The sequence below is a fragment of the Xanthomonas campestris pv. campestris str. ATCC 33913 genome (genome assembly GCF_000007145.1).
GTDB classification, from domain to species: Bacteria; Pseudomonadota; Gammaproteobacteria; order Xanthomonadales; family Xanthomonadaceae; genus Xanthomonas; species Xanthomonas campestris.
Genome location: NC_003902.1, coordinates 3,234,801 through 3,247,465, shown reverse-complemented (window position 1 = coordinate 3,247,465; position 12,665 = coordinate 3,234,801). Strand labels below are relative to the sequence as shown.

Sequence of the window (12,665 nt, the reverse complement as noted above, 5' to 3'; positions counted from 1 at the left end):
ACATCCCCGGGAGCATGTGCATGCAGACGCAATCGAAATGGAAACGCGCCGGTCTGGCCGGCCTGTTGGCGTTGATGGCCGGTCCAGCCATGGCGGCGATGCAAGCCAAGCCGCTGGAATGGACCATCGGCAAGGACAGCTTCAGCGGCGTGCTGGTGTATGACGATGCCGGCCCTGCCAAGCGCCCGGGCCTGGTGATGGTGCCCAACTGGCGCGGGGTCAACGACTCGGCGGTGACCAAGGCCAAGCAGCTGGCCGGCGACGACTACGTAGTGCTGGTGGCGGACGTCTACGGCAAGGGCATCCGGCCCAAGAACGACACCGAAGCCGGCGCGCAGGCCAAGACGCTGCGCGATGACCGGCCCACGCTGCAAGCGCGTGCCCTCAAGGCGGTGGATGTGCTCAAGGCGCAGGCCGGCAGCGCACCGCTGGATGCAGCACGCATCGGTGCGGTGGGTTTCTGTTTTGGCGGCACCACGGTGCTGGAATTGGTGCGCGCGGGCGCGCAGCTGGCCGGCGTGGTCAGCCTGCACGGCGGTATTTCCACACCTGCGCCGGCGGCCGCCAACTCCGCGAAGACGCCGGTGCTGGTGCTCAACGGCGCCGATGACAAGAGCGTGACCCAGGCCGACATCGCCGCGTTCGAAACCGAAATGAACGGCGCCGGCGCAGACTGGCAGTTCGTGAATTTCAGCGGCGCGGTGCATTGCTTCGCCGAAGCCGATGCCAACAGCCCGCCGGGCTGCCTGTACAACGCGCGTGCGGCCAAGCGTGCGTTCGGCATGCTGCACGGGTTCTTCGACGAACGTTTCGGTAAGTGAGGGTGGCGCTGGCGTGCGGCATGTCCTGCGCGCCAGCGTTTCCACTTGATCGGATGCAGCGGCCGTGTTTCAGCGCGTCACTGTCGGAACGCAGTGGCGCGTGTCGTTTGGATGAGCGTTGTCAGCTGTTGTGGCCTGCAGGACGGCCCTGCAGGGCGGTGCCGGACTGACAACCACAAGCGCTTTGCGGGACACTTCGCTCGGTGGCGGCGCCGGACACTCGCCCAGCGCCGCGTGTTGCGATCAGTGCGTCCGTTCCACCGCATAACGCGCCAGGCCGCGTAATGCGGCCACTGCCGGGCTCGGCGGCAAGCCGTCCAGGGCCTGTTCGGCGGCGGCGGCATATTCGGCAGCGCGCTGGCGGCTGTAATCGAGCCCGCCGGTTGCGCGGATGGCCGTCAACACCTCCGGCATCGCCTCGGCATCGCCCTGTTCGACGATCTGCCGCAGGCGCTGCTGGGTGGCGGCATCGGAATGCGCAATGGCGTGGATCAGCGGCAGGGTGGCCTTGCCCTCGGCCAGGTCGTCGCCCAGGTTCTTGCCCAGGTCGGTGGCATCTGCGGCGTAGTCGAGCACGTCGTCGGCGATCTGGAACGCAAAGCCCAGCTGCATGCCGTAGTCGTACAGGCACTGCTGCACCTGCGCATCCGCGCCCGAGGCCAGTGCGCCCAGGCGCGTGCCGGCGGCAAACAGCACCGCGGTCTTGCGCTCGATCACGCGCAGGTACGCGGCTTCATCGGTGTCGGGGTTGTGTACATGCAAGAGCTGCAGCACTTCGCCTTCGGCGATGCGGTTGGTGGTGTCGGCCAGGATCTGCATTACTTCCATGCGGTCCAGTTCGACCATCAGTTGGAAGCTGCGCGAATACAGGAAATCGCCCACCAGCACGCTGGGCGCGTTGCCCCATAGCGCATTGGCGGTGCTGCGGCCGCGGCGCAGGTCTGATTCGTCCACCACGTCGTCATGCAGCAGCGTGGAGGTATGGATGAACTCGATGATCGCCGCGAGCTGGTGGTGCTCCGGCCCGGAGCCGCCCGCGGCGTGGCCGGCCAGCATCACCAGCATCGGGCGCAGGCGTTTGCCGCCGGCGGAGATGATGTGATCGGCAATCTGGTTGATCAGCACGACGTCCGACGCCAGACGGCGGCGGATCAAGGCATCGACCGCCGCCATGTCGGGCGCGGCGAGGGACTGGATCTGGGGCAGGCCCAGTACGGTGGGGAGGTCTTGGGCGATGGTCATGCGCAGGCAAATCGAGATGTCGGCCGATTATAGGTGCCCGGGCCAGATCCGTCCCGCCGCGCCTGTTCCAGCCCTTGCGCGGTGGCCCCGGAACCAGCTGTGGCGGGCATTTCGCGGCTGCCGGTGCGCAGGATCCCGACCCCGCCACGCGCGGTTGTCCGGCCTGCCGACAAGGGAATGCGTCAGGTGCGGTGGTGGGCAGGTGCGGTAACATTGGCCCAAGAACAGACATTCATCGCCTCGCGCCCCACGGCGCCGGCGCACCATCTCGGAAGCACCTATGGCCCGCGGCATCAACAAAGTCATCCTCGTCGGCAACCTCGGCAACGATCCCGACACCAAGTACACCCAGGCCGGCATGGCGATCACCCGCGTGAGCCTGGCCACCACCAGCATGCGCAAGGACCGCGAAGGCAATAACCAGGAACGCACCGAGTGGCACCGCGTGGTGTTTTTTGGAAAATTGGGCGAGATCGCCGGTGAGTACCTGCGCAAGGGCTCGCAGGTGTATGTCGAAGGCGAGCTGCGCTACGACAAGTACACCGGCCAGGACGGCGTAGAGAAGTACAGCACCGACATCGTCGCCAACGAGATGCAGATGCTCGGCGGCCGCGGTGAAGGCGGCGGTGGCGGCGGCATGGGCGGCGATCGCCCGCAGCGCACGCAGGCCCCGCGCCAGCAGCAGGGTGGCGGCGGTGGTGGTGGCGGTCAGGACTACGCACCGCGCCGTCAGCAGCCGGCCCAGCAGCAGTCGGCGCCGCCGATGGACGATTTTGCGGACGACGATATCCCGTTCTAAGACACGACTTAGACCGCAGTGGTCAGATTTGTACTCCCAATCCCATGACTCGTCGGGGGGATTTCGTTTTCCAAAATGAAATTTTTCGAATCGAGCCCGGGCCCTGTGTGTCTGCTTTGGCAAGGGAAGCTAGGTGTTTGTTAAGCTTCAGACGCCGCCTGTTTCTCTGAGAGGTATCCAGGGGCTTGGCAGTGGCTGCGGGAACGGAATTTAGCGAACGCAATATCTGCACGAAACTCATCACGCCCGCACTCAATACTGCAGGCTGGGACGTGCAGACGCAGATCCGTGAGGAGGTCAGCTTCACCAACGGCCATACCCCGGATGACGACTGGATCGTCAAAGAGGTGCGCGAACACTGGCACGCCAGCAAACAGCGCTTTACGCCCAACGAGCTGCAAACGAGGCTGGGTTGGACGTGCCAGAACGATGTGGTCCCGCTCGGCCACCCACCTCGCACGATGCGACAAACCACAATGGAGCTGTGACCCATGGCCTTCAGCACGGACGACACTTTGTGGCGTGAGTTTCTTCAGGTGTGGCCGCTGGAGCGGTTACGCGAGATGACTCTGGCCGAGTACACCACGGCGGGAGACAAAGACTGTTTTGTCTACTGGCTGGAGTTCCGGCTGGTTGATTACGGCAGTATCGCCGGGGGGTCCGCTTTCAAATTTGCAATCTTTTCCCGCAAGGAAACGGGGGCGCGTGAGGGCGATACGTCCTTGGCTTACGACGACCGCTACGGCTGGTACCGCCGATTCGGCACATCTCCCGAAGAGGCATTTCAGACCATTCGTGGACATGTGGTGGCCGTTGCTGAGGCTGCTCGTGACGGTCGACTGGACGAAATCGACAACAGCCCGCTTGGCGCTGCCTACCGCTGGAAGATCGCCTTTCACTATCAGCCGCTGCGAAACCCGAGTACTCCTTGCGTCTACGTGCGTAAGCCTCTTTTGCACTTTCTCGGCCTATCGGCTGCGGACACTACAACACCTCAAAGTGAGCTTTACCAAGCCCTCGCAAGACTGCGTCAGGCGGATGAGAGTATCTTCGTGTTCAGTGAACGGCTATGGAAAGACTGGGTCGCCGACACACCGTTTGTCGTCAAGCTGAGCGAGGGTGCAATCAAGCACGGCTATCTCCCGGTCAATCTCATCTCCGCCCCCTTTCCGGAGACCATGTACGGCGGCAAGACACCGAATGAAGCAGCCGACGTGGCGCATTTCCGCACCGATACAGGTCTGGAGTTCGACACCGACCTACGCGTCTCTAGCCCCGGTAGCGCTCGTCTGCGTCACAGACTGGGCGGTTATTTCGAAGACATTGGTGCAGCGGCCGGGGACCTCATCACTTTGACTCAGGATGGCGATGGGACCTACCTTTTGTCCTCAAAGTTAGCGGTCCATGCGATCGGTCCGACTGCGTCTGCGGCAACAATCACCGCACGGGCATCAGTGAAGGAGGCTGCCGCCGTGCGCCCCCCTTTAAACCAGATCCTTTTCGGACCGCCGGGGACAGGAAAGACCTACGAGGCTATCGAGAAGGCTTTGGAGATTCTCGACCCTTCCTTTCTCTTGCAGTTGGGCGATGACGAGAGCAACGAGCGCCGGAGGGCGCTCAAACGGCGCTATGACGAACTCGCGAAGGAAGGCCTTGTGCAGTTCGTAACGTTCCACCAGAGCTTCAGCTACGAAAACTTCGTTGAGGGCTTGAGCGCCAGCTCCGATCCGGATACCAAGCAGGTCCGCTATGAGGTGGAAGACGGTGTCTTCAAGGAGCTTTGCGAGTCTGCGCGCACCCGACTGGTCCGCAGGAGCGATGACGCCCCACTGGAACTCTCGGGCCGGCGCATCTGGAAGCTTTCGCTGGGCGACTCGATCACTGAGGGACACATCTTCGAGGAGTGCATGGAGAAAGGTCTTGCCCTGATGGGCTTTGGCAACAACGCAGACTTTTCGCAGTGCCAGTCCCGCGAAGATATCCAGAAGATGTTTGCTGCCTCGGGTGAACCCCTCTCGCTTGGCGCCTATCCAATCACAGCGATCAAGACGTTTGTCTGCCAGATGAAGTTGGGTGATCTCATTGTCGTCAGTGAAGGCAACTTGAAATTCCGCGCCATTGGCGAGATTACCGGCGACTATCAGTTGCTGCCACGGGATAGTGACACCTATTCACAAGCGAGGCCTGTTCGCTGGTTGCGCGGCTACAAGCCAGCGTTACCGTACGGCGCGCTGATGGAAAATCGGTTCAGCCAGATGACCGTGTACGAACTTCGAGCGGGATCGATTGACCACGACAAGTTTCGGGAGCTCCTGAAATCCGAATGCATCGCGACCGGTGCTGACAGACCACACGTGTTGATCATCGATGAGATTAATCGAGGTAACGTCTCGCGAATCTTCGGCGAGTTGATTACGCTGATTGAGCCATCTAAGCGCTCAGGTGCTGCCGAGGCACTGGAGGTATTGCTGCCCTACTCGAAAGATCCATTCAGCGTGCCGGACAACGTGTATCTGATCGGGACCATGAACACGGCAGACCGTTCATTGGCCGGCCTCGACATCGCACTTCGTCGACGCTTCGACTTTGTGGAGATGGCACCCAGGCCGGACAAGCTTACCGGGGTCAAAGTTGCCGAAATCGACATTTCGGCTGTACTTGAGACGATGAATCGGCGTATCGAGGTCTTGCTCGATCGCGAGCACCGGCTTGGGCATGCCTATTTTATGTCGCTTGAAAACAGCAACGACCTTTCGAGGTTGTCGAATATCTTTCGGCAGCAAATCATCCCGCTGCTTCAGGAATACTTCTTCGAGGACTGGCAGCGCATTGCGTGGATACTTAACGATCATCGCAAAGACGAGCGATTCCGTTTCATCGTACCCGCCCCTTATTCGGTGGACTCGTTGTTCGGCGATACCGGTCAGGTAGCACAGGATTCCAAGGCATGGCGAATGAACGAAGAAGCCTTTCACAAGCCGCAGAGCTATCTAGGCATCGTCGGTGACGGCAAGGTCTGAGCCGGTGCGTAAGCTAGTTGTCGTGAGGGAGTACGCGCGGTTAACCACGTCCGCCGTTACCGATGAATCTCTCGACGTTGCCCGCGTACCGGAATCAGCGTTCGACTGGCTGTGCCAGGAAAGTGCTCGACTGCGGAAGTCGGGTGTCGCTCTGGTGCAGGTGGATGATCGCCGCTGCTTGCGGCTGGACAGCTATGTCGGGGTGATCGAAACACCCTGCGGCACGCGCATCGAGATCTTGCCGAAGACAACGGAGCACGGCGACAACAGGGACGTGGCGCGCCGCCTTCTGCGCACCATGCTGGCTCGCTGCCTGGACGTGCCTGCCCGTGAGACGTTGCCGACCGAAATCCAGACCTTCGATGCACCATTAACCGAATGGGTGATGCGCCAATTCCTGCAGGTGTTGGACAGCCTGGCAAAGCGCGGTCTGCGCTTTGACTACCGCCGAGTGCAAGAGGAACAGCGCTTTCTGCGAGGCCGGCTTGACGTGCCGCGCCAACTCCGTCAGCCGCCGGGACGCGATCACTTCTTCCAGGTCGAGCACGATGTGTTTGATGCGGACCGCCCCGAAAATCGACTGTTGTGCTCTGCGCTGGATCGTGTCTGCCGGCTTACCCGTGATGCCGGTAATTGGCGTCTGGCCCACGAGCTGGCGGCTCTGCTCGCACCAGTGCCACGCAGCCGCAACGTCAATGACGACTTCCGTCGTTGGCGCTGTGACCGTTTGCTGGCGCATTACCAGCCAGCACGTCCTTGGTGCGCCCTGATTCTCGGCGAACAGACCCCGTTATCGTTATCGGGCGAGTGGCATGGCACCAGCTTGCTTTTCCCGATGGAAAAGATATTCGAGCGCTATGTGGAAGCCTGTCTACGAACGACGCTTCCAACGAGTGCAACACTCAAGACGCAGGCATCCAGTCAGTACCTGTGCGGTCATGACACTCAGCAATGGTTCCAGCTCAAGCCCGACTTCCTCATCAAACGGGGTGAGCAGACCTGGGTGCTGGACACCAAGTGGAAGCTGCTCGACCAGTCCTTGGGTGGCAGTAATGACAAATATAAGCTCAGCCAATCTGACTTCTATCAGCTATTCGCTTATGGTCATCGTTATCTGCCCGCCGCGGGAGAGATGCTGCTGATCTACCCATCAACGGTCCGATTTAATCGCCCATTGCCTGCGTTCGCATACTCCTCTCTGCTGCAGCTAATGGTGGTCCCATTTGATCTTGAGCGAGGTTGCATCGCGGTCGGGCAAGATGAGGCTTGGTGTCTGCCTTGGGACCGCCCGTCAATGTGAAGCCTCACCGCGATGATCGAGCGCCTGTGTAGCTTGACTATCATGCAAAAAAATGGACGCTGAAGATCAGTCCGGTAGATGTTTATGCGGCTGTGCTTGGAAGTGGGCTAGAGCCCGTAATTGCGTTGCCTGGGCGAAGTGAGCATGTCCGCCAAGCGCTTTCCCGCGTCAGCGTTCGATTGCTCGGCGCGGCGTGCAGCACCGCGAAAGCGGTACAAGTTCAAGCTGGCTTCGCTTAGCCGGCCGTTAAACGATTGCCGCCCACGTCACTGCGATGCAGCTTTGCAGTCATTCTGCCGCGCAGCGTCCAGTCCGTGGTGGTCGCGGTGTCGGCCGCGCTCACCGCATAGCACCGACTGCAGAAACGCGATGACCTCCAGCTGCCGAGTTCATGGATGGGGTCATCATGGAATGAGCAGCTAGCTTCATGCGTGGGCACGAGCAGGCAGGCCAGCTAAAGGATGGCGGTGCCGGAGCAAGGCGGTGGCGCGGGACTGGGGCTGTTCCTCACCCGGCGCATCTGCGAACGCTTCGGTTGGCGTCTGCATCTGGAATCCTCTGCGGCGCAGGGCACGCTTGCGGTGATCGACTTCCAGCCGTAGTCGCCGCGATTTACCAGCGCTGACAGCGAAGGGCCGTCACAGCGATCTCTCTGGCGATTTCAAACAGCCCTGGCCAACATCACGCCACCTGCAGCGCAAACGACGACCACCTAAACAACATGGCGGCTCAGGCAGACGTCCGATCCCGGCCGCCCTGTTTGGCCCGATACAACGCTCCGTCCGCGTCGCGCACGATCGCATCGGGTGTCAGCGGTGTTTCGCCCGGCTCAAAGGTGGCAGCGCCAACGCTGACCGTCACATGTGCACTGGTCGGGCTGGTCAGATGCATCAACCCCAGCTCCGCCACCGCCGTGCGAATGGCATCGGCCAGGCGCAGCGCGCCGGCAACGTCGGTGTGCGGCAGGATCATGCCGAATTCCTCGCCGCCGTAGCGCGCGGCGATGTCGTCGCTGCGCCGTGCACAGCCGGCAATCGCGCCTGCGATCAGGCGCAGGCAGGCATCGCCGTTGACGTGTCCGTAGGTGTCGTTGTAGAGCTTGAAGTGGTCGACATCGATCATCAGCACCGACAGCGGCGCCTGCGTGTGTACGGCATCCTGCAAGGCCTCAGACAGGCGGTGGTCGAAGGCGCGCCGGTTGGCGATACCGGTCAAGGCATCCACCCAGACCTCGGAGCTGAGCCGCGCTTCATTGCGATGCATGCGGCGCAGCTGCAGGTCCAGCCAGATGCCCACGGCCAGCAGCAGTACGAAGCCGAGCACGGCAATGATGATGCGTTGGCGTGCGGATGCGCGCCAATTGGCCAGCGCATCGTCCACTGCCACGCCGGTGAGCACGGTGAGTGGGTAGGGCCGGGCCGGCACAAAACTGGAAATGCGTTGCACGCCATCCAGGGGCAAGCGGTAGGTGAGCGTGCCGCGGCGCTCGTTGCGCATGGTCACGTACAGCGACGTGCCCGCGATCGAGCTGGCGGTCTGGTCGTCGCGCTCCGGCCGCCGCACGATCACCACGCCATCATCGTTGAACAGGCCGATGGTGCCGTGATCCCCAACCTGGAAGCGGCTGTAGTAGTCCTGGAAATACTTCAGCCGCAGCGTCACCAGCGCCACGCCATCGAACTCGCCGCTCGGCGTCGTGAGGCGGCGGCTCAATGTGATCACCCAGTGCCCGTCCGAGCGGCTCTGCACCGGTGGCCCGACGAACACCAGTGCGTCGCGGTGGTCGCGGTGGTACTTGAAATACGCGCGGTCGGCATTGTTGTGTGTGCGCGGCAGGCTGCCCAGCGACGAGTTCACCCAGTGGCCATCGGCGGCGTAGATGAAAATGCCATGCAGGCGCTCCGAGCGGCGGGCCTCACTGACCAGAAACGCATGCATCGCCGCATGTTCGTTTGCCGAGCCGCGGTCCTGCTGCAGGCGTGCAACCAGCCCCGACAACACCGCATCGGCGATGGTCATGGTGTCGCTGGCGTGCTGCGCCAGCGAGTCGGCCAGGTTCAACGACTGCGTCTGCGCGGCCCGCAAGGCGCTGTCGCGCTCCTCATGAATCGACCAGTATTCGGAACCGAGCAGAAGTATCCAGGATGCGGTCAACACGAAATGCAGCGCGATGCGCTGTGCACGTTGCCGCCACTGCTTGCTTGTCGACACCACTGTGTTTCCTTGTCCAGGACGCAGAGCCGATGCAACCGCCATGCCAGCGTACGTGGTGGCGCCCGATGCCAGCCAGGCGCGCCGCGCGTGCAATCCGGATTTGTGACTGACCGCTCAGCCCATCGCGGCCGCAGTTTCTGATGTCGCGGTATAGCCCGCTTGCCTGTTGGCGTTGGCGTTGGCGATGCACTGCGTCACGCAGGTCCGCTGCAATTGTTCACGGCGTGGCAAGTGCACACAGCAGACGCGACCGCATGCGCGTAACGGCGCGCGTGGTATCCCGGGCGGCCCATCAGTATGAGGAGACCACGATGCGTGGCATTCGTTTGCAGCAACCAGCAGGCCTGGCGTCACTGAGCTCCGTCGCGTTGCCCGATCCCGGCCAGCCCGCGGCAGGCCAGATCCGCGTGCGGCTGCATGCCAGTTCGCTGAATTTCCATGACCTGGGCATTGTCAGCGGACAGATGCCAACCGCCGATGGCCGCATCCCGATGTCCGACGGTGCTGGCGTGGTAGAGGCGGTGGGCGAGGCCGTCAGCGATTTCGCCGTGGGCGACCACGTGGTGTCTACGTTCTTCCCGCAGTGGCTGGATGGCGAGCCGTTGCATGCCGGCTTTGCCACCACGCCTGGCGACGGCGTAGACGGCTATGCACGCTCGGCCGTGGTCGCGGCTGCGCAGGCTTTCACGCATGCGCCGCGCGGCTATAGCCATGCCGAAGCTGCCACCTTGACCACCGCCGGCGTCACGGCGTGGCGCGCCCTGGTGGTCAATGGCCGGATCAAGGCCGGCGACACCGTGCTGGTGCTTGGCACCGGCGGCGTGTCGATCTTCGCGCTGCAGTTCGCCAAGGCGATGGGCGCCATGGTGATCGTCACCTCGTCGTCGGACCAGAAGCTGGAGACGGCGCGTACGCTCGGTGCCGACCACTGCATCAATTATCGCCAGCACACCGAATGGGCGGCGCAGGTGCTGGAGATCACCAACGGGCGCGGTGTGGACCACGTGGTGGAAGTCGGCGGCCCGGGCACGCTGGCGCAGTCCATCAAGGCTGCGCGCGTGGGCGGGCACATCGCCTTGATCGGTGTGCTCACCGGCGCCGCGGGCCCGGTGCCCACCGCCGAGATGATGGGACGCCAGCAACGGCTGCAAGGCTTGGTGGTGGGTAGCCGCCGGCATCAGCAGGAGTTGGTGCGGGCACTGGACGGTTTGCCGTTGCGGCCGGTGATCGATCGTTCGTTTGCGCTGGAGGACATCGCCGAGGCGTTTGCGTTGCAACACGCCGGTGGTCACCTGGGCAAGATCGTGCTGGAATTCTGAGCCTGGCGCGGCGCGCGCGGGCAGGGTCCAACACCTGCCTGCGGCGCGTCATGCGATAGCGCTGCTGATGTGCGGCGTGGCGGCAGAGGGTGTCAGCGATCTCGACAGAGGTGGCGGCACGCACAGCGCATCACTGAGTGAAGGGGCCGTCTAATTCGGGCGTGGCAGTGATGAGTGTGTTTCATAGACGCATGCGGCTACAGCAGCTAATGCCGGCAGAACCGCGCCTTAGAATCGGGACAACCTACTGCATTGCCGCCATCGCGCACAGCCGCGCTCACGCGCTTGTGACCGGCAGCGCTGCACATTATTTAAGAACTGTATAAGCCAGCATTGTTGGAGATGCCAGCCATGAGAGATATCAAGATGACCCGACGCGAGGTGTTGATCGCTGGCACGGCGTCTGCCGCCAGCGTCGCTGCCAGTCAGTCCATGGCTGCAGGCGCCGCCAACGCGCTGTCGCAGCGCCAGGCCGCCGAACCCGCCAACGCATCCAGCGAGGTGGCCTTTGAAGTCAACGGCAAGCCGGTGACGCTGACGCTGGACAACCGCACCACCTTGCTGGATGCGCTGCGCGAGCATCTGCATCTGACCGGCACCAAGAAGGGCTGCGACCACGGCCAATGCGGTGCCTGCACCGTCATCGTCGACGGGCAGCGCATGAATTCCTGCCTGTCGCTGGCGGTGATGCATCAGGGCGCCAAGGTCACCACCATCGAAGGGCTCGGTACGCCCGACAAGCTGCATCCAATGCAGGCGGCCTTCGTCAAACATGATGGCTACCAGTGCGGCTATTGCACACCGGGGCAGATCTGCTCGGCGGTGGCGGTGCTGGATGAGGTCAAGCGCGGCATCCCCAGCCATGTCACCGACGATCTCACTGCCAAGACGCGGCTCACCACGGTGGAGTTGCAGGAGCGCATGAGCGGCAACATCTGCCGCTGCGGTGCGTACTCCAACATCGTCGAGGCGATCACCGAAGTTGCCGGAGACCGCGCATGAAGGCTTTCAGTTACGAGCGCGCCACCTCCCCGGCAGATGCCGCAGCCAAGGCCGCGCGTCAGCCCGGCGCCAAGTTCATCGCCGGCGGCACCAACCTGCTGGATCTGATGAAGCTGCAGATCGAAACCCCCTCGCATCTGATCGATGTCAACGGCCTCACGCTGGATACCATCGACGCGACGCCCGAGGGCGGCCTGCGTATCGGCGCGCTGGTACGCAATACCGATCTGGCCGCGGATGCACGTGTGCGCCGCGATTACGCAGTGCTCTCACGCGCATTGCTGGCCGGCGCGTCCGGGCAACTGCGCAACCGCGCCACCACTGCGGGCAATTTGCTGCAGCGCACGCGCTGCCCGTATTTCTATGACACCAACCAGCCGTGCAACAAGCGGCTGCCGGGCAGTGGCTGTGCGGCAATCGGCGGCTTCAACCGCCAGCTGGCGGTGATCGGCGCCAGCGAAGATTGCATCGCCACCCATCCCAGCGATATGGCGGTGGCCATGCGCGCGCTGGATGCGGTGGTGGAAACCGTGCGCCCGGATGGGCAGACCCGCGCCATCCCGATCGCCGAGTTCTATCGCGCACCGGGCAAGACGCCGCATATCGAAACCGTGCTGGAGCGTGGCGAACTGATCACGGCCGTGACCCTGCCCAAGCCGGTGGAAGGCGCGCACGTCTACCGCAAGGTGCGCGACCGTGCGTCCTACGCCTTCGCATTGATCTCGGTGGCGGCGATCGTGCCGCGCAGTGGCAATGCGCAGGTGGCGATTGGCGGCGTGGCGCACAAGCCATGGCGGAACGAGGTCGCCGAAGCACAGACCCGCCAAGGCGGGCGTGCCATCACGGCCATCCTGCTGGAGGGCGCACAGCCCACCGAACACAACGCATTCAAGGTGCCGCTGGTGGAACGCACCTTGAGCGCCATCCTGGCGGACACGAGGGCCTGAC

Annotated in this window: 11 protein-coding genes; 9 read left to right on the top strand and 2 right to left on the bottom strand. The window is 63.0% G+C overall.

Translation table 11 applies throughout. The features are described 5' to 3' along the window. Positions 1-20 precede the first annotated feature (20 nt). The gene (locus XCC_RS14185) at positions 21-821 is read left to right on the top strand and encodes a dienelactone hydrolase family protein (RefSeq protein WP_043877734.1); all 801 of its coding nucleotides are present in this window, start codon (positions 21-23) and stop codon (positions 819-821) included. A 243-nt stretch (positions 822-1,064) separates the two neighbouring features. Here the strand turns inward: XCC_RS14185 and XCC_RS14180 are convergent, their stop codons facing one another. Beyond that, a complete protein-coding gene (locus tag XCC_RS14180) occupies positions 1,065-2,063 on the bottom strand; it encodes a polyprenyl synthetase family protein (protein WP_011037866.1) in 999 nt (332 codons plus the stop codon). Between the two features lie 280 nt (positions 2,064-2,343). On the opposite strand from XCC_RS14180, the gene XCC_RS14175 reads away from it, so the two are divergent. From XCC_RS14175 to XCC_RS22565, 5 genes are all read left to right on the top strand, one after another. Further along, positions 2,344-2,862: a single-stranded DNA-binding protein gene (locus XCC_RS14175; RefSeq protein ID WP_011037865.1), complete on the top strand. Its 519-nt coding sequence runs from the start codon at positions 2,344-2,346 to the stop codon at positions 2,860-2,862. 185 nt (positions 2,863-3,047) lie between these two features. Continuing rightward, complete coding sequence (locus XCC_RS14170; protein WP_225443885.1) at positions 3,048-3,350, top strand: hypothetical protein; 303 nt, start codon at positions 3,048-3,050, stop codon at positions 3,348-3,350. 3 nt (positions 3,351-3,353) lie between these two features. Continuing rightward, positions 3,354-5,882, top strand: coding sequence for an AAA family ATPase (locus XCC_RS14165; protein WP_011037863.1), 2,529 nt, complete (start codon positions 3,354-3,356; stop codon positions 5,880-5,882). A gap of 4 nt (positions 5,883-5,886) precedes the next feature. Further along, positions 5,887-7,182: an McrC family protein gene (locus XCC_RS14160; RefSeq protein WP_170873815.1), complete on the top strand. Its 1,296-nt coding sequence runs from the start codon at positions 5,887-5,889 to the stop codon at positions 7,180-7,182. 467 nt (positions 7,183-7,649) lie between these two features. Further along, on the top strand, positions 7,650-7,784 hold the full coding sequence (locus tag XCC_RS22565; protein ID WP_256267714.1) for a hypothetical protein: 135 nt from the start codon (positions 7,650-7,652) through the stop codon (positions 7,782-7,784). Between the two features lie 127 nt (positions 7,785-7,911). Here XCC_RS22565 and XCC_RS14150 read toward each other — a convergent pair whose 3' ends face one another. Continuing rightward, the gene (locus XCC_RS14150; protein WP_011037861.1) at positions 7,912-9,396 is read right to left on the bottom strand and encodes a GGDEF domain-containing protein; all 1,485 of its coding nucleotides are present in this window, start codon (positions 9,394-9,396) and stop codon (positions 7,912-7,914) included. A gap of 311 nt (positions 9,397-9,707) precedes the next feature. On the opposite strand from XCC_RS14150, the gene XCC_RS14145 reads away from it, so the two are divergent. From XCC_RS14145 to XCC_RS14135, 3 genes are all read left to right on the top strand, one after another. Next, positions 9,708-10,715 carry a zinc-dependent alcohol dehydrogenase family protein gene (locus XCC_RS14145; protein ID WP_011037860.1) on the top strand — a complete coding sequence of 336 codons (1,008 nt, stop codon included), beginning with the start codon at positions 9,708-9,710 and terminating at the stop codon, positions 10,713-10,715. Between the two features lie 351 nt (positions 10,716-11,066). Beyond that, complete coding sequence (gene paoA / locus XCC_RS14140; RefSeq protein ID WP_029216838.1) at positions 11,067-11,717, top strand: aldehyde dehydrogenase iron-sulfur subunit PaoA; 651 nt, start codon at positions 11,067-11,069, stop codon at positions 11,715-11,717. Beyond that, the gene (locus XCC_RS14135; RefSeq protein WP_011037858.1) at positions 11,714-12,664 is read left to right on the top strand and encodes an FAD binding domain-containing protein; all 951 of its coding nucleotides are present in this window, start codon (positions 11,714-11,716) and stop codon (positions 12,662-12,664) included. Before paoA ends, XCC_RS14135 begins: the two co-directional genes overlap by 4 nt. Position 12,665: the final 1 nt, after the last annotated feature.

Bases quoted from the DNA above. Each gene is read 5' to 3' on its own strand.
- XCC_RS14175 (WP_011037865.1), top strand. From the start codon at position 2,344: ATGGCCCGCGGCATCAACAAAGTCATCCTCGTCGGCAACCTCGGCAAC.
- XCC_RS14135 (WP_011037858.1), top strand. From the start codon at position 11,714: ATGAAGGCTTTCAGTTACGAGCGCGCCACCTCCCCGGCAGATGCCGCA.
- XCC_RS14185 (WP_043877734.1), top strand. From the start codon at position 21: ATGCAGACGCAATCGAAATGGAAACGCGCCGGTCTGGCCGGCCTGTTG.
- paoA (WP_029216838.1), top strand. From the start codon at position 11,067: ATGAGAGATATCAAGATGACCCGACGCGAGGTGTTGATCGCTGGCACG.
- XCC_RS14180 (WP_011037866.1), bottom strand. From the start codon at position 2,063: ATGACCATCGCCCAAGACCTCCCCACCGTACTGGGCCTGCCCCAGATC.
- XCC_RS14145 (WP_011037860.1), top strand. From the start codon at position 9,708: ATGCGTGGCATTCGTTTGCAGCAACCAGCAGGCCTGGCGTCACTGAGC.
- XCC_RS14165 (WP_011037863.1), top strand. From the start codon at position 3,354: ATGGCCTTCAGCACGGACGACACTTTGTGGCGTGAGTTTCTTCAGGTG.